At 69.7% G+C, this 15,143-nt stretch carries 18 protein-coding genes; 3 read left to right on the plus strand and 15 right to left on the minus strand.

Features of this window, described 5'->3' with window-relative positions; all coding sequences use genetic code 11:
* Positions 1-121: 121 nt before the first annotated feature.
* From F6B42_RS01235 to F6B42_RS01290, 12 genes are all read right to left on the minus strand, one after another.
* Complete coding sequence (locus F6B42_RS01235; protein ID WP_150417773.1) at positions 122-1,231, minus strand: alpha/beta hydrolase; 1,110 nt, start codon at positions 1,229-1,231, stop codon at positions 122-124.
* Positions 1,232-1,668: 437 nt separating this feature from the next.
* The gene (gene rpsN / locus F6B42_RS01240; protein WP_023953697.1) at positions 1,669-1,974 is read right to left on the minus strand and encodes a 30S ribosomal protein S14; all 306 of its coding nucleotides are present in this window, start codon (positions 1,972-1,974) and stop codon (positions 1,669-1,671) included.
* 4 nt (positions 1,975-1,978) lie between these two features.
* Positions 1,979-2,149 carry a 50S ribosomal protein L33 gene (rpmG, locus tag F6B42_RS01245; RefSeq protein ID WP_029145259.1) on the minus strand — a complete coding sequence of 57 codons (171 nt, stop codon included), beginning with the start codon at positions 2,147-2,149 and terminating at the stop codon, positions 1,979-1,981.
* On the minus strand, positions 2,149-2,385 hold the full coding sequence (gene rpmB, locus F6B42_RS01250; protein ID WP_005051771.1) for a 50S ribosomal protein L28: 237 nt from the start codon (positions 2,383-2,385) through the stop codon (positions 2,149-2,151). Before rpmB ends, rpmG begins: the two co-directional genes overlap by 1 nt.
* A 139-nt stretch (positions 2,386-2,524) precedes the next feature.
* The gene (locus F6B42_RS01255) at positions 2,525-3,238 is read right to left on the minus strand and encodes a DNA-3-methyladenine glycosylase (protein WP_150418609.1); all 714 of its coding nucleotides are present in this window, start codon (positions 3,236-3,238) and stop codon (positions 2,525-2,527) included.
* Positions 3,235-4,650, minus strand: coding sequence for a hypothetical protein (locus tag F6B42_RS01260; protein WP_150417774.1), 1,416 nt, complete (start codon positions 4,648-4,650; stop codon positions 3,235-3,237). Before F6B42_RS01260 ends, F6B42_RS01255 begins: the two co-directional genes overlap by 4 nt.
* A complete protein-coding gene (locus F6B42_RS01265; RefSeq protein WP_150417775.1) occupies positions 4,640-5,503 on the minus strand; it encodes a TIGR03943 family putative permease subunit in 864 nt (287 codons plus the stop codon). The genes F6B42_RS01260 and F6B42_RS01265 overlap by 11 nt, the downstream gene beginning before the upstream one ends.
* On the minus strand, positions 5,496-6,506 hold the full coding sequence (locus tag F6B42_RS01270) for a permease (protein ID WP_150417776.1): 1,011 nt from the start codon (positions 6,504-6,506) through the stop codon (positions 5,496-5,498). Before F6B42_RS01270 ends, F6B42_RS01265 begins: the two co-directional genes overlap by 8 nt.
* Positions 6,493-6,909, minus strand: a complete 417-nt coding sequence (locus F6B42_RS01275) for a Fur family transcriptional regulator (protein ID WP_150417777.1) — start codon at positions 6,907-6,909, stop codon at positions 6,493-6,495. Before F6B42_RS01275 ends, F6B42_RS01270 begins: the two co-directional genes overlap by 14 nt.
* A 46-nt stretch (positions 6,910-6,955) precedes the next feature.
* Complete coding sequence (locus tag F6B42_RS01280; RefSeq protein ID WP_150417778.1) at positions 6,956-7,831, minus strand: metal ABC transporter permease; 876 nt, start codon at positions 7,829-7,831, stop codon at positions 6,956-6,958.
* Positions 7,828-8,676 carry a metal ABC transporter ATP-binding protein gene (locus F6B42_RS01285; protein ID WP_150417779.1) on the minus strand — a complete coding sequence of 283 codons (849 nt, stop codon included), beginning with the start codon at positions 8,674-8,676 and terminating at the stop codon, positions 7,828-7,830. Before F6B42_RS01285 ends, F6B42_RS01280 begins: the two co-directional genes overlap by 4 nt.
* A complete protein-coding gene (locus tag F6B42_RS01290; RefSeq protein ID WP_191089232.1) occupies positions 8,628-9,644 on the minus strand; it encodes a metal ABC transporter solute-binding protein, Zn/Mn family in 1,017 nt (338 codons plus the stop codon). Before F6B42_RS01290 ends, F6B42_RS01285 begins: the two co-directional genes overlap by 49 nt.
* A gap of 216 nt (positions 9,645-9,860) precedes the next feature.
* Here F6B42_RS01290 and F6B42_RS01295 point away from each other — a divergent pair, with 216 nt between their 5' ends.
* Positions 9,861-10,424: a manganese efflux pump MntP gene (locus F6B42_RS01295; RefSeq protein WP_223878278.1), complete on the plus strand. Its 564-nt coding sequence runs from the start codon at positions 9,861-9,863 to the stop codon at positions 10,422-10,424.
* Between the two features lie 112 nt (positions 10,425-10,536).
* On the opposite strand, the gene F6B42_RS01300 is transcribed toward F6B42_RS01295, so the two are convergent.
* Positions 10,537-10,788, minus strand: coding sequence for a DUF4287 domain-containing protein (locus F6B42_RS01300; protein ID WP_150417780.1), 252 nt, complete (start codon positions 10,786-10,788; stop codon positions 10,537-10,539).
* Positions 10,789-10,847: 59 nt separating this feature from the next.
* Entirely contained in the window at positions 10,848-11,312 is a 465-nt protein-coding gene (locus F6B42_RS01305; RefSeq protein WP_150417781.1) for an Lrp/AsnC family transcriptional regulator, read from the minus strand.
* An 87-nt stretch (positions 11,313-11,399) separates the two neighbouring features.
* Between F6B42_RS01305 and F6B42_RS01310 the strand changes: the two genes are divergently transcribed.
* Both F6B42_RS01310 and F6B42_RS01315 read left to right on the plus strand, forming a co-directional pair.
* A complete protein-coding gene (locus tag F6B42_RS01310; RefSeq protein WP_150417782.1) occupies positions 11,400-13,097 on the plus strand; it encodes an alpha-keto acid decarboxylase family protein in 1,698 nt (565 codons plus the stop codon).
* Entirely contained in the window at positions 13,094-14,365 is a 1,272-nt protein-coding gene (locus F6B42_RS01315) for a Glu/Leu/Phe/Val family dehydrogenase (protein ID WP_150417783.1), read from the plus strand. Before F6B42_RS01310 ends, F6B42_RS01315 begins: the two co-directional genes overlap by 4 nt.
* Here F6B42_RS01315 and F6B42_RS01320 read toward each other — a convergent pair.
* A complete protein-coding gene (locus tag F6B42_RS01320; RefSeq protein ID WP_150417784.1) occupies positions 14,356-14,949 on the minus strand; it encodes a TetR family transcriptional regulator in 594 nt (197 codons plus the stop codon). The genes F6B42_RS01315 and F6B42_RS01320 overlap by 10 nt on opposite strands.
* Positions 14,950-15,143 lie beyond the last annotated feature (194 nt).

A 15,143-nucleotide genomic window follows, 5' to 3' on the forward strand; every position in this document is an offset into this window, starting at 1 on the left:
CGGATTTGGGCGTCTCGGAGGCCTCATTCCTCCGGCGTGTCGTCCCTTTCGGGGGCCCGTGGGGCGGATGTGACGACCGCGGCGGTCCGCAGGGCGCTCAGCAGGGCGACCGTCGCCCCGGTCAGATCCGCCGCATCGCGGCGACGACCTCGGCCTCCCAGCGACGGGCCGCGGGGAGCGCGCCGACGTAGAGCGGGGTGTCGTGCGTGACGCCCAGGTAGCGCGTCGCACTGGCCTCGACGCCCGCGCGCCGCAGCTTCGCCGCGTACGCGGCGCCGTCTGCGCGGAGCGGATCGTACTCGGCGGTGAGGATGACGGCCGGCGGCAGATCCCGGTGGGATGCCGCCCGCATCGGCGACGCGTACGACTCCCGCGCGCGGGAGCGGTCGCCGAGATAGGTGCGGGCGACGGAGACGAGCTCGCGGACCGCGATGAACGCCGGGATGCCGAGGGCGTAGGTCGCGCGCAGGTCGATGTGCCGGCCGGTCAGATCGGTGACCGGCACCTCGAGGATCTGCAGCGCGATCGGATGCCGCGACCGGTCGCGGTTCAGCAGGGTCAGGGCGGCGGCGATGCAGCCGCCCGCCGACGATCCCGAGATGCCGAGGCGCTGCGGGTCGATGCCCAGCGCGTCGGCCTCGGCGTGCACCCACTCCCACACGGCGTGCGCCTGCTCGATCTGCGTGGGATAGCGGTGCTCGGGGGCGAGGGCGTAGTCGATGGCGATGAGGACGGCTCCGGAGGCCTCGGCGCGGCGGCGGCAGGCGGCATCCGCGGTGGGATAGTCGATGCCGCCGATGCGGAACGCCCCGCCGGCGAAGACGAGGAACGCGGGCGCCGGATCCGCGGCCGGCGCGGTGGTCGGGCGGTACACGCGCACCCGGACCGTCGGGTGCCCCGGCACCGGCACGCGGTGCTCGACGGTGTCGATCGGCGGACCGGCGAGCCCGGCGGTGCGGAGCTCCTGCCGATCCCACCGCAGCGCGGCGCGGCGATGCCGCTCGCGCGGCGTCAGGGCGCGCGCGGGCTGCTTCTCCGCCGGTCCCGGCGCGGGCTCCGTCGACCCGGCGGGCGCTGTGCCGGGGACGCCGTCCGCGGCGGGCGGCCGTGGCACGCCCCGCCACCCGGACGCGACACCCGCGACCTTTCCGGTCAGCGACGTCCAGGCCTGACGGAGCAAATAGCGGCGGTGCGTGCGCAGGCGCTCGGCGAAGAAGGGATCCAGCGGCATGCATCGACGCTACGCGGCATCCCGCCTGCGGCGCACCCCGTTGCGGCCTGCCGCCGCGGACCGAGCCCGTTCTCAGGAGAAACCGGCCCAGCCCGACTCGGGAGCAGCCGCGCACCCGATCGATCCTGACTCCGTGCACGCCGACGAGCCACCGCGCCCGAGCACCCGGGCGCGCTCCGACACCCGGACGCGCTCCGAGCACACACCGGGCACGGCACATGTGACGGCGACACCGTTCTCAGGAGAAACCGGCCCAGCCCGACTCGGGAGCAGCCGCGCACCCGATCGATCCTGATTCCGTGCACCGCGGGGGCGGCCACCGGACTCGGTCGTTCCCGGGGTACGACGAAGCCCCCGTCCCGAGAGATCGGAACGGGGGCTTCGAGATGCTCGACGCGGGCTGGCTTACCAGCTCGAGATGCTCGACGCGGGCTGGCTTACCAGCTCGACTTGGTCACACCGGGCAGCTCGCCCTTGTGCGCCATGTCGCGGAAGCGGACACGTGAGATGCCGAACTTCGAGAGGTGGCCACGGGGGCGACCGTCGATGGCGTCGCGCTTGCGCACGCGCACCGGCGACGCGTTGCGCGGCAGCTTCTGCAGACCGACGCGCGCGGCCTCGCGGGCCTCGTCGGTCGCGTTCGGGTCGACGAGGGTCTTCTTCAGCTCGGCACGCTTCTCGGCGTAGCGGGCGACGACCTCTTCGCGCTGGTTGTTGCGCGCGATCTTGCTCTTCTTAGCCATGAGATCAGCGCTCCTCTCGGAATTCGACGTGCTTGCGGACCACCGGGTCGTACTTCTTCAGCACGATGCGGTCGGGGTTGTTGCGACGGTTCTTGCGCGTCACGTAGGTGTACCCCGTGCCTGCGGTCGAACGCAGCTTGATGATCGGACGGACGTCCTGAGCCTTCTTCGCCATTAGAGCTTCACACCCTTCGCGATGAGGTCCTTCACGACCGACTCGATGCCGCGGGCGTCGATGACCTTGATGCCCTTAGCCGAGACGTTCAGCGTGATCTTGCGACCAAGCGAAGGAACGTAGTAGGTCTTCTTCTGCACGTTCGGGTCGAAGCGGCGCTTCGTCCGGCGGTGCGAGTGCGAGATGTTGTGACCGAAGCCGGGAACTGCTCCGGTCACCTGGCACACTGCTGCCATAGTGATTCTCCTTAGTACCGTGACACCGGACGGTGCCACCCAAGATCCCTTGTCTGCACCCGCGCTCCATCGGGCCGTTTCCGGCCGGAAGATGAAGAGTGGGTACGTACTGCGTGCTGGAGTGCGCGCAGACAAACACTCACTCTAGCACGGCGGCACCGCGCCCCCAGCGGAACGCCGACACCGTCGGGTCGCCCGGCACCCAGAAGCGCCACGGGAACGCCGCCGTCCCCGCGACCCCGGCGACACCCACGCGCGGGCCGGTCGCGACGTCCGCGAGGGGCTCGTCGCGCAGCAGCAGCCGCGCGCGTACGCCGGCCCGCTCCGAACCCGACACCGCGTCGATGCCGTCGTGCACCGGATGCCGCAGCCCCACCGCCTCGCCGAGCCTGCCCGGTCCCCGCGCGAGGTCGCGGTCCACCCGGGCGGCCGGGCGGCGGAGCCGCGCGGCATCCACGCCCTCGACGATCTCGGCCGCGCGCAGCAGCACACCGCCCGCGACGCCGGCCGGGCCGCAGACGACATTCACGCACGAGTGGATGCCGTGACTCAGGTACACGTAGAGGTGACCCGGCTCGCCCCACATCGTCGCGTTGCGCGCCGTCGGCCCCATCCGCGCGTGCGAGCCGGGATCGGGGCGGTCGCCTGTGTCGCGTCCGTGGTAGGCCTCGACCTCGGTCAGCCGCGCCACGACCACCTCCGACCCGACCGACTCCGACCCGACCACCGCGTCGACCTCGACCACGAGCAGCCCGCCGAGCAGGCGCGGCGCCACCTCCACCGGCAGCGCCGCCAGCTCGGCGCGCTGCGCGTGGTGGAAGCCGGCCGGGGCGGCGGCGGATGCCCCGCTCACGGCCGGGGTGCGCTCTGACACCACGAGATGTCGAAGCCGCCGAGCGCCGAGACCTCCTCGCCGGTGCCGAGGTCGACGATGTGCGTCTGCAGCCGCTGCGGCAGGGGCAGGAGGTACGCGTCGTACGGGTTCGAGACGGCATCGGGTGCGATGAGGAACGCGGCGTATCGGCTGCTCGGCGACACGCACGCGTGCTGCAGCAGTGCGCCGTCCGGCACGTCGAAAACGGTCCGGACGGCGCCGGACTCGTCGACCGCCGCGACGGAGGTCGACAGCACCGTGAATCCGTCGACCTGCGACAGCACGCGGAGTGTCTCGTCGGCGTTCCCCGGCAGCGCGACGATCGACTGCGTCTCGCCCGCCGCGGGGTCGGTGACCGGCAGCGACCGCTCCTCGGCCGTCGCGAGGTCGATCGCGACGAGACCGTCGGCGCGCTGCACGATCGCCTCGGTCGACCCGCGCGCGATCCCGTCGATCGTGATCGCGTTGCCGAGCGCGACCGGTGCGCCGCCGCCGGTCGACACCAGGGTCAGCGCTCCGTCGAAGGTGAGCAGCAGCACCGCGTCGCTGCCGGGGACGAACCGCCAGTCGTCGACCCGGGAATCGCCGCCGGCGATCTGCAGCTGGTCGGGCTCGTCGGCGGCGCGCGCCTCGGCGAGGGATGCCGTGTACAGCTCGCTCTCGCGGGTCCCGCCGCTGCCGATGTCGGCATCGGTGAAGGTGTAGCCGATGAGGTCGCCGCGGTCCGCGGACTGCAGATTCGTCACCGTCCCCGGTCCGGGCAGCGGGAGCTCCCGCGCGTTCTGCCCGTCACGATCGGTGACGGTGAGCGTCGACTCGCCCGCGTCGTCGGAGGTCACGATCGCGAGGTGGGTCGCGGTGGCGCGGAAGTCCTCGATCCGAGCGCGGGCGAACACGGGCTCCGCGTTCTCGCCGTCGAGGGTCGTGCGGAAGATCGTGTCCTCGTCGCCGCCGCGCTGCAGCAGGAACGTCTCGAGTGCGGGCGTCGTGAACCGCTCCTCGACCTCGCCGGTCGGCCCGCCGCCGAGCCCGCGCAGGCCGGAGATTCGCACCGTGTAGTCGGTGGCGTCGCGCAGCGGCAGGGCGAAGCGGATGCCGATCTGCCGCCCGGACGTGTCGACGGTGAAGTCGGCTGCGGGCTCGACCTCCACCTGGGCGGGATCGACCTCCTCGAGCGACTGCGTCGTCGTGACGATCAGGCGCGACCCCGCCGACTCGACGGCCGCCTGGGGATCGACGGTGACGTCCGTCGCCCGGGGTCCCTGCACGGTCGTGACGACCGCGCTCCCCGCTCCGACGAGGACGAGCACGCCGACGACGGCCGTCATGGCGACGACGAATCCCCGCGAGCGACGGCGCCGCGCGCGCGTGCGGCGGCCGTCAGTACTCATAGGGGTCCTCGGGCTCGTCGATCGTCTGCACACCGGTCGCCTCGACGACCAGGCGACCGTCGCGGTCGCGGATGACACCGGTGACCGTCACCCAGTCGCCCGTCTGCGGCGATGCCTGCGTCGCTCCGCCGATCGGGATGCTCGCCGGCTGCGCGTCGATCACACAGTGAGTGATGATGAGGCGGGTCAGGCCGAAGCCGCCGTCGGCTCCGGGCGTGACGAAGCCGGTGAGGCTGATCTCGTCGCCCTCGAACGCCTCGGGGTTCGTGGCCGTGGCGAAGACGCTCGCCCATTCGCCGACGCCGAACGCGGCCGTGTCGCCCGTCGTGGCCAGCGCGATCGAGTCGGCCCCCTGGAACAGCGGCGGCGCACCGGTGTCGCGCGACATCGCGAGCTCGGCCGAGAGCGTTGCGGGCGGGGTGACGAGCACGACGGCGACGAGACCCGTCGCGATGACACCGCCGGTGCCGGCCGCCGCCGCGCCGAGCACGAGCCGCAGGCGGTCGGGGGCGGGCCGCCGCAGTGGCGACACCGGCGCGGCGCGGCGGGCGCGCCGCATCCCGCCGTCGACGTGACCGTGCGCGACGCCGTGGTCGTGCGCGTCGCCGAGATCGTGGTCGTGGGCGTCGCCGTGGTCGTGGGCGTGGTCGGCCTCCGCGCCGAGGGGGAGCGCGAAGCTCACCACGGCGCCGATCAGCGCGAGCACCGCCATCCCGATCGCGAACCACGCGGATTCGGGGTTGATGTAGAGCCCGATGCGGCCGGTCGCGGCGAGCACGACGGTCACGGCCGCGAGGGCTGCGGCCAGACCCACTCCGAAGAGCCGGGTGAGGAGCGCGGACGACCTAGACAAGGAGGTTCACCACCCCTCCGACGGCGATCGCGAACAGGACGACGATCACGACGAGCGCGACGAGCACGCGGGTGCGGAAGGTCGTGCGCATGAGCGCGAGCATCTTGACGTCCACGAGCGGCCCCACCAGCAGGAATGCGACGAGCGAACCGGGCGTGAAGGTCGAGGCGAACGACAGGGCGAAGAACGCGTCGACGTTCGAGCAGATCGCGACGATCATCGCGAGGGCGATCATCGCAAGGATCGACAGGGCGGGGTTCGAGCCGATCGCCAGGAGGGCGTCGCGCGGGACGATCACCTGCACCGCGCCCGCGATGGCCGACCCGATCACGAGCGCCGGCATGACCGCCCGCAGCTCCACGACGTACTGCACGAGGCTCCGGCGTCCCTTTCCGCCCGGATCCTCGGCGGCGATCTCGCACGCCGCGAGGAAGCGCTCGGTGAGCAGTCCGTCGGGGTCGGGATGCCGCGAGTACAGCCAGCCGATCAGGTTCGCCACGACGTAGCCGCCGACCAGGCGGGCGATGAGGATGCCGTCGTCGAACCCGAACGCCTGGTGCGTCGTGATGATGACGATGGGGTTCACGATGGGCGCGGCGATGAGGAAGGTCATCGTCTCGGGCACCGAGAAGCCGCGGATCATGAGGCCCCGGGCGAACGGCAGGTTGCCGCACTCGCAGACCGGCACGAGCATGCCGAGCAGCGACAGCACCGCACGGCGGGCCCAGGCTCGGCGCGGCATCCACCGCTCGATCGCACCCGGCGGGACCCACACCTGCACGATGATCGACAGCAGCACGCCCAGCATGACGAAGGGCAGCGACTCGATGAGGACGCTCAGCCCGAGGGTCAGGCCGTCCTGCGCGCGCGTCGAGAGCGCGGCACCGGGCGTGAGGAAGGCGACGACGACGAGGATCACGACCGCGGCCGCGCCGATGCCGAGCGCAGCCGTCGTGCGCGTGGCGGGCGTGGGCGCGAGCCGTGCGGTCTTAGGCGCCGTCACGCTCGACCGAGGGTCGCGCGGCCGAGCAGGCGGCGCAGAGCCCGAAGATGTCGACGACGTGCTCGGCGGCGGTGAACCCGTTGGCCGCGGCGGTGCGGCGGGCCCATTCCTCGACGTCGGTCGCCTGGATCTCGACGGTCAGCCCGCACGAGCGGCAGATGAGGTGGTGGTGGTGTCCGTCGCTCGAGCAGGCCCGGTAGATGGCCTCGCCCTCGGGACTCTGCAGCTGGTCGGCTTCGCCGGCAGCGGCCAGGGTCGCGAGCGCGCGGTAGACGGTCGCCAGACCGATGCCGGTGTTGTCGTCGCGGAGGGCGGCATGCAGGTCCTGAGCCGACACGAAACCGCGGGCATCCGACAATGCCGTCCGCACGCGCTCGCGCTGCCAGGTGTTCCGCTGGGCCATGGCGGGGAGTCTACTCGGCGCTGCTCTGCGGCGGCTGGGTGCCCGGCTACGCGCCCGGCAGCGGCTGGGTGCGCTGGACGCGGCCGCGGCGCCCGCCGACGATGCGGCAGACCAGGTAGATGCCGAACGAGATCGTCGTGATGTACGGGCTCACCGGAAGCGTCCCCGCGACGGCGAGCAGGATGCCGCCCACCGCCGACACGACGCCGAAGACCGCCGCCAGCACGGGCACCGTCACCGGCCCGGTGGCGACCCGCATGGCAGCCGCGGCCGGGGTGACCAGCAGCGCCATCACGAGCAGCGCGCCGATGATGTGCACCGCCACGGCGACGATGAGCCCGAGCAGCAGCATGAAGCCGAGCGAGACGCCGACCGTGGGCACGCCCCGGGCGGCCGCCGACTGCGGGTCGAGGGAATCGAAGCGGAGCGGGCGCCAGATGAGCAGCAGGGCGAGGAGCACGAAGGCCGCGATGCCGATGAGCCAGCCGAGCTGCCCCGACTGCACCGAGACGATCTGACCGGTCAGCAGGCTGAACCGGTTGGCGCTGCGTCCGTCGTAGAGCGAGAGGAACAGGATGCCGAGACCGAGGCCGAACGGCATGAGCACGCCGATGATCGAGTTGCGGTCGCGCGCGCGGGAGCCGAGCCAGCCGATGAGGGCGGCGGCGACGAGCGAGCCCACGATCGACCCCGACACGACGTCGGCCCCGATGAGGAGGGCTGCGGCGGCCCCGGCGAACGAGAGTTCGCTGATGCCGTGGACGGCGAAGGCCATGTCGCGCTGCAGGACGAAGACGCCGATGAGGCCGCCGACGAGGCCCAGGACGGCTCCGGCCCACACGGAGTTCTGCACGAGCGCGAGGATGTCGCCGTACACCGGGAGACCGCCGAACATGGCGTCCCAGACGTCGGCCCAGGTCATAGGTGGTCTCCGTGGTCGTGGTGGTGGTGCGAGGCGTCGGCGTCGGGGGCGCCGACGACGACGAGGCGGTCGCCGGCGCGCAGCACAAAGACCGGCGCCCCGTAGAGGTCGGTGAGCACCGGCGAGGTGAGCACGTCCTTCGGGGTGCCGAGGGTGAACCGGCCGTTCGCGATGTAGAGGATGCGGTCGACCTTGCCGAGGACGGGATTGATGTCGTGGGTGACGAGGAGCACACCCGCGCCGGTGCGCCGGTGCTCGTCGATCAGCCGCACGACCGCCTGCTGGTTCGCCAGGTCGAGACTCGTGAGCGGCTCGTCGCACAGCAGGAGGCGCGGGTCGTCGGCGAGCGCCTGACCCACCCGCAGGCGCTGCTGCTCGCCGCCGGAGAGAACCCCGACCGGTCGATCGGCGAAGGCGCTCGCGCCGGCGGCCGCAAGCAGCCGGTCGACGCGGTCGCGGTCGCGGCGGCGGGGCAGCGGGATGCCGAAACGGTGCCCGTCCACACCGAGCGAGACGAGGTCGCGGCCGCGCAGCGCCGTGTCGGGCGGGAGCGGGCGGGCCTGCGGCAGATACCCGATCGCGCGATTGCCGCGGCGCCGCACCGGCTGGCCGAGGGCGGTGATGGACCCCTCGCTCAGCGGCTCGAGGCCGAGGATCGCGCGCAGCAGCGTGGTCTTGCCCGAACCGCTCGGGCCGAGGACGGCGATGAGCTCGCCCGGCTCGACGCTGAGGTCCAGTCCGCTCCACAGTTCGCGGCCGGATCGCCGCAGGGCGGCGCCGCGGATCTCGAGCAGACTCACCGGGTCAGCGTACCGGCCAGCTCGTCGACGTTCTGCTGCATCCATTCGACGTAGTCGACGCCGTCGGGCATGAGCTCGGTGAACTCGAGGACCGGGATCTGCAGCGAGTCGGCGAGGTTCACGACCTCGGTCGTCTCCGCTCCGCCGGTCTGCGCATTGACGATGACGGCGCGGACGTCGCCGGCGCGGAGGATCTGCTGCGCCTCGAGCAGGGTCGCCGGGGGCACGTCCTGACCCTCCTCGACGGCTTCGCTGAAGGCGTCGGGCGTCGCGTTCTCGAGACCGGCCGCGGCGGTGAGGTACAGCGGCACGGGCTCGGTCACGAAGATGCCGTCGCCGGCGTGGTCCTGGGCGATGCCCTCCAGCGAGGTCTCGAGCCCGTCGATCCGCTCGATCAGCGCGGCGGCGTTCGTCTCGAAGGTCTCGGCGTTCGCGGGGTCGATCTCGCCGAGCTGATGCGCGATGTCCTCGACCAGGTGCGCGACCGTGTGCGGGTCGTACCAGACGTGCTCGTTGAAGCCCTCGATGTGGTCGTGCCCGGCGTGGTCGTGGTCGTCGCCCTCGGCGTGGTCGTCGCCCTCGGCGTGATCCTCATCGCCGTGGTCATCGCCGTGGTCGTCGTGGCCCTCGGCGCCGGGGAAGTCGTGGGAGAACTCGACCGCGGTGAGAACCGGGGCCTCGCTGCCGCTGGAGTCGACGAGTCCGTCGAGGAACGAGTCGTAGCCGCCGCCGTTCTCGATGATGAGGTCGGCCTGCGACACCGTGAGCTGGTCGCGCGCGGAGGCCTCGTACGAGTGGGGGTCCTGCGAGAGCGACGTGATGATCGAGGTGACCTCGACGGCGTCCCCGCCCACCTCCGCGGCGAGCGAGCCGTAGACGTTGGTCGAGGCGACGACCTGGACGGCACCGCCGCCGTCCTGTCCGTCGCCGGGTGCCGTCGTGCCGGCGCAGCCGGCGAGAGCGAGGGATGCGGTGGCCACGAGGGCGGCGGCGGGCAGGAGACGTCGGGTCATGGCATCGACTATAGCGGCTACTGATAATCGTTCTCGCCATCGCGGTTTCGGCCGCCCGAAGGATTCGCTCGCCCGAAATGATGATAATCAGGCCTTTTGGTCCGGATCGCGGGTGCCGTGATGGCAAGCTCGACATCGGCTGAGAGTCGTCGAGGTGGCAGCCGCCGCATCCGATCTCCGCTCGATCCCGCTTTCCCGTCGATCCGAGGAGGACCCGTGTCGCCCTGGGCGCTGTTCGTCCTCGCCGTCGGCGTCTCCGCCGACGCGTTCGCCGTCGCGCTCGGAAAAGGGCTGCAGCTTCGTCGTCACGTCGTGCGCGGAGCGTTGCTCATCGCCGGCGCCTTCGGCGTCGCCCAGGCGGTGATGCCGCTCATCGGCTGGCTGCTCGGCAGCACGTTCGCCGCGGCCATCGCGCCGTTCGATCACTGGATCGCCTTCGCGCTCCTCGCCGCGATCGGCGGCAAGATGCTGTGGGAGGCGTTCCGTCCGGGCGACGACGAGGATCCGGCATCCGGCATCTCAGCGCGGGAGATCACGCTCCTCGCCCTCGCGACGAGCATCGACGCCCTCGCGGTCGGCCTGTCGTTCGCGTTCCTCGACGTGCCGCTGTGGGTCGCCGTCGTCTCGATCGGCCTCGTCACCTTCGTGCTGTCGTTCGTCGCGGTGCTCATCGGCCACCGGGTCGGCACGCGCTGGCGCAAGCCCGCCGAGATCATCGGCGGCATCGTGCTCATCGGGATCGGCGCTCAGATCCTCGTCGAGCACCTGCTGGCCGGCTGACCCCCCCCTCACGGTTCACCCCTATCGCGAAACATCACTCTCGCGCCGAGACAGTGGGTGTCACCCACGCCCTCGGCGTGAAACTGCTGTCTCGGGGGGGGGAGAGCCGGGATCAGGCGGCGAGCTCGGCCTTCACGTAGGCGACGACGGCGTTCGCGTGGCCGTGGCCGAGGCCGTGCTCGGTCTTGAGCGAGTCCACCACCGCCATGTGCGAGGCACCGGCCGAGAGCTGGTCGGCGGCGATGTCGAGCCAGTGCTGCATCGGCAGGCCGTACGTCTTCTCGATGCTCGGGAAGTACGACGCCGGGCCCTTCGGCTTGTACGCGGGGTCGATCTCGGGAGCGGGGACGCGCGGCGTGCTCATGCGCACAGGGTAGTGCGCGCATGCGCCTGGCGGACGCCGAGAACTCCGGAACGGAGGGCTCAGAGCAGCTGCCGCACCCGCTGACTGATGTGTTCTCTCAACACGATGGATGTGACGGTGCGTTGAACGCCTGCCTCGGCGAGGATCCGCTGTCCAATCTCGTACAAGTGATCGTTGTCACGAGCCAGCACCTCACACATGAGATCTTCTCGTCCGGATATGGCCACGGTCTCCACGACCTCGGGGATGCTCCGGAGGTGGTCGACGACCCTATCCAGCGCTCCTTGAGATAGTTCGAGTGATACGTAGGCGCGGGTAAAGTATCCGAGCATCTCGGGCGCGATCCGGACACTGTTCGCCCGAAGCGCCATCGCCTTCAACCGTTCGAGCCGGGTGTGCACGGTACCGCGGGCCAGTCCGAGCATGTCCGCCAGATTCGCAGTTGAACGGCGCGGGTCGATGTCCAGGGCCGCGAGAAGCCGGCGGTCGGTCGAATCGAGACCACGCAGATCGTCTGGTTGCATGGGAGCACACTACGACCAGATTGAACGATCTGTTCAACGCGAGGCGACGCCTTTGCCTTTATCCCGTCGAAGGATCATCCTTCGTGTGTGAATGAGGACTTGAAGGCGGTTACTGTCGGACGCTACCTCGCGCTGCGACTGCGCGAGCTGGGTGTAGAGCACCTGTTCGGGCTTCCGGGCGACTTCAATCTCTCCCTGCTCGATGAGATGCTCATGCACACCGGACTGGAGTGGGTCGGCTCCACCAACGAGTTGAACGCTGCGTACACCGCCGACGCTTACGCGAGAGTTCGACGAAGTGTCGGAGCGTTGGTCACCACCTACGGCGTGGGCGAGCTTTCCGCGATCAACGGAGTCGCCGGCGCGTACGCTGAGGACGTGCCGGTGGTTCAGATCACGGGCGCCACCTCGACAACCGCCGCGACGACGCGTGCGCTGCTTCATCACACCTTGGTTGATGGGGATCACGGTCATTTCGAACGCGCGTACCGAGAAGTGACCGCGCATAGCGAAGTGCTTCGCGTTGACAGCGCGACCCAGCAGATCGACCTGGCGTTGCTGCAAGCGGTGCGGACTTCGAAACCCGTATACATCTCCGTTCCCACTGACGTTGCGGTCGCAGTCGTCGACGGCAGCAACCTCACTTGGCCCCTCCGACGGCCGCAGAGCGACTCCCTCATGCTGAGCCAGTTTCGCGCCGCGCTCACGGAACGCCTCACCTCGACGCAGAACGTCACTGTGCTGGCAGGCCCAAGACTCCACCGTCGAGGTCTCGAGGCTGCGGTGACGTCGCTGGCTGAGACTCCCGGCGTGCGGATCGCCTCCCAGTCAGGGTCGAAAGCGATCCTTGATGAGGCACACCCTCGCAGCCTCGGCACCTACATGGGCCACATCACGCGATCCCAGACGGTCCGGGAACTCGTCGACAACGCGGACCCTATCGTGCTCGCCGGCGTCGTGCTCAGCGATCTCCTCACCGGCTTCTTTTCGCACGGTTTCGACGTCTCGGAGGCCATCGCGCTCGACCTCACCGAAGCGCGCATCGGGGGCAGTCGGTTCTATGGCGTACTCCTGGAGGACTCACTGCAGACCTTGAAAGAAGTGGTTTCTGATCTTGCGCTGGAGGACGAGCAGACAGACACGGCATATCTGGGTGTTGCCGCGACGGAAACGACGGGAGAGCCGCTCTCTCAAGCCGAGTTCTGGTACGCCGTGCAACAGTGGCTCCCCAAGAGCTCGACAGTGATCGCTGATGCGGGCACGGCCTTCTACGGGGCTCTCGAGCTAGCGATGCCCGCCGATTCGGACCTTCTTGGCCAGCCGATCTGGTCCTCCATCGGCTACACCCTCCCCGCCACCCTCGGAGCGAGCCTGGGCGACACCAGCAAGCGAGCGATCCTGTTCATTGGCGACGGGTCCGCGCAGCTCACCATCCAGGAATTGGCGACGATGCTGCACCGTGGGCTGACTCCCGTGGTGTTCCTCATCAACAACGCCGGTTACACGGTCGAACGAGCAATCCAGAGCCCCGACGCGGTCTACCAGAACGTGACCGGCTGGGACTGGTTGCGCTTCCCGCAAGCGTTCGGGGCCGGCGACAGAGCTGCCACCTACCGGGTGTCGACCGGCATAGAGCTGCAGGAGGCGCTGGCCGCCGCGTCAGACAACACCGCCACGTTGGTACTCATCGAAGTGATCATGGACCGTTTGGATACTCCGACGATCCTCACGGAATTGGCGGCGGGCCTCGCGGCAGCAAATACCGCACGCGAGGCTCGTAAATGACCAGTGACGCGCTAACGAACGCCATGTCGACCGGACCGCTTGCCGCGGCCCAGCAACAGTTACGGGAAGCTGCCATCCATCTCGGTTTGGACGACGGGACCTACCAGATGCTGTCCTCGGCTCGCCGGGAACTGAGCGTCAGCGTCCCGCTGCGCCGGGACGACGGAAGCGTGCAGACACTGCGGGGATACCGCGTACAACACAACCTCACTCGCGGCCCCGCAAAAGGTGGAGTGCGATTTCACCCCATGGTGAGCTTGGACGAAGTCCGCGCCCTAGCGATGTGGATGACGTGGAAATGCGCACTCCTGAGCGTCCCTTACGGGGGCGCGAAGGGCGGGGTGACAGTGGACCCACGCAACTATTCGGCCGCGGAGTTGGAACGCATCACTCGCCGCTATACCAGCGAGATCGCGCCCTTCATCGGACCGGACCGCGACATCCCCGCCCCCGACGTGGGAACAGACGAGCAGACGATGGCGTGGATGATGGACACCTTCTCCGTCAATGCCGGCCACACCGTCCTCGGAGTCGTGACCGGCAAGCCGCTCGGATTCGGTGGCTCCCGCGGCCGGGCATCAGCGACCTCCCGCGGCGTGACGCATGTGAGCCTTGCAGCACTGCAATCCCGCGGCATGTCCCCGGAAGGCAGCACCGCTGCCGTTCAAGGGTTCGGCAAAGTTGGACGCGGCGCCGCCGGGTTCCTGCAGCAGGCCGGAGTCACCGTCGTCGCCGTCAGCGACCAGTACGGTGCCGTGCGCAACGAGAGCGGCCTCGATATCGCCGCCCTCGGTGAATACGTGGACCGGACCGGGGCAGTGGTTGGGTTCCACAACGCGGACCCGCTGGAAAGTTCCGCGCTCCTCGAGCTCGACGTAACCCTTCTGGTTCCTGCAGCTGTGGAGGGGGTCATCACCGAGATCAACGCGCCGAGAGTGAACGCCCGGGTTGTCGTCGAGGGCGCGAACGGGCCAACGACCCCCCGCGCCGACGAGATCCTCAATGAGCGGGACGTCCTGGTCGTCCCCGACATCTTCGCTAACGCGGGCGGCGTGCTGGTCAGCTACTTCGAGTGGATTCAGGGAAACCAGGCCTACTGGTGGAGCGAGCAAGAGGTTGAAGACAAGCTGCGTGAACGGATGCTGCGCACCTGGGGAGAGTTGCGAGAGCGCTCCTCCCGGGACGGACGTTCGCTCAGAGCAACCGCGACGGCGATGGCGGTAGAGAAGGTGGCCGAAGCTCACCGGCTACGGGGCCTCTACCCGTGACCAATATGGGGCGCACCGGATGCAGCCCATCCCCTCAATGCTCCCCCCACGGCGCCGCTCAGGTGCACGACGATGTGGTCGACGTCCATCCGAGCGTGCTGGTGAAGGTCGAGTATCTCTCGGGGGTCGAGTACCGAGTTGGCGAGGAACTTCGCGGTCGGCAGCGCATCGTCCCCGAGGCCGCAGGAGCGGAGCAGCTCTCCCAGAGCAGGCCGCCACGCTTCGTCAGCAACGACGAGAATATCGTCGCTGGCAGCCGTGCGTTCCAAGAACCCCCGGCGGGATCGGAAGTGCACGAGCGCCGGTCCGCTTCTCAAGACAATCCGAACCCACTCCGCGACGGTATCCATGAAGCTCGGCGAGCCATCGGCGCGATCGGCGAAGCCGCGGAGGTCGGCAGCTTGCTGATAGGCGAAGGCATGCATGAGGTCTTCGAGGCCCGAGAAGTGTCTCCACGCGGTGGACGCGGCAACTCCCGCTCGCGCAGCCACCGCTTGCATCGTCAGTGCCCCTGGGTCCGCGCGCACGATCTCGCCCGCGGCTTCGAGCAGCGCGAGCTTGTTGCGTTTCAGGTCACTGCGCACGTCAGCCTCTCGGGTGGAGAACCGTTTCCTCGAACCCGTGCCCGCCGCGCAGCGGCCACGCGCCGCCTCTATGAAAGAGCACAATGATCTGCCCTGTTTGCGGTCTCGGACCGAAGTATTGCACGCCGCATCCGTCTCTCGAGGCGATTTCGACGATGACTTTGACTTCGAGCGCGTCACCGAAGACCCGGACG

The sequence above is a fragment of the Microbacterium radiodurans genome (assembly GCF_008710705.1).
Lineage (GTDB): Bacteria > Actinomycetota > Actinomycetes > Actinomycetales > Microbacteriaceae > Microbacterium > Microbacterium radiodurans.

Excerpts from the sequence above, each read along its gene's own strand:
- F6B42_RS01235 (WP_150417773.1), bottom strand. The coding sequence starts at position 1,231 with ATGCCGCTGGATCCCTTCTTCGCCGAGCGCCTGCGCACGCACCGCCGC.
- F6B42_RS01285 (WP_150417779.1), bottom strand. The coding sequence starts at position 8,676 with ATGGATGCAGCAGAACGTCGACGAGCTGGCCGGTACGCTGACCCGGTG.
- F6B42_RS01300 (WP_150417780.1), bottom strand. The coding sequence starts at position 10,788 with ATGAGCACGCCGCGCGTCCCCGCTCCCGAGATCGACCCCGCGTACAAG.
- rpsN (WP_023953697.1), bottom strand. The coding sequence starts at position 1,974 with ATGGCTAAGAAGAGCAAGATCGCGCGCAACAACCAGCGCGAAGAGGTC.
- F6B42_RS01280 (WP_150417778.1), bottom strand. The coding sequence starts at position 7,831 with ATGACCTGGGCCGACGTCTGGGACGCCATGTTCGGCGGTCTCCCGGTG.
- F6B42_RS01260 (WP_150417774.1), bottom strand. The coding sequence starts at position 4,650 with ATGAGTACTGACGGCCGCCGCACGCGCGCGCGGCGCCGTCGCTCGCGG.
- F6B42_RS01290 (WP_191089232.1), bottom strand. The coding sequence starts at position 9,644 with ATGACCCGACGTCTCCTGCCCGCCGCCGCCCTCGTGGCCACCGCATCC.
- F6B42_RS01305 (WP_150417781.1), bottom strand. The coding sequence starts at position 11,312 with ATGCAACCAGACGATCTGCGTGGTCTCGATTCGACCGACCGCCGGCTT.
- F6B42_RS01315 (WP_150417783.1), top strand. The coding sequence starts at position 13,094 with ATGACCAGTGACGCGCTAACGAACGCCATGTCGACCGGACCGCTTGCC.
- F6B42_RS01275 (WP_150417777.1), bottom strand. The coding sequence starts at position 6,909 with ATGGCCCAGCGGAACACCTGGCAGCGCGAGCGCGTGCGGACGGCATTG.
- rpmG (WP_029145259.1), bottom strand. The coding sequence starts at position 2,149 with ATGGCGAAGAAGGCTCAGGACGTCCGTCCGATCATCAAGCTGCGTTCG.
- rpmB (WP_005051771.1), bottom strand. The coding sequence starts at position 2,385 with ATGGCAGCAGTGTGCCAGGTGACCGGAGCAGTTCCCGGCTTCGGTCAC.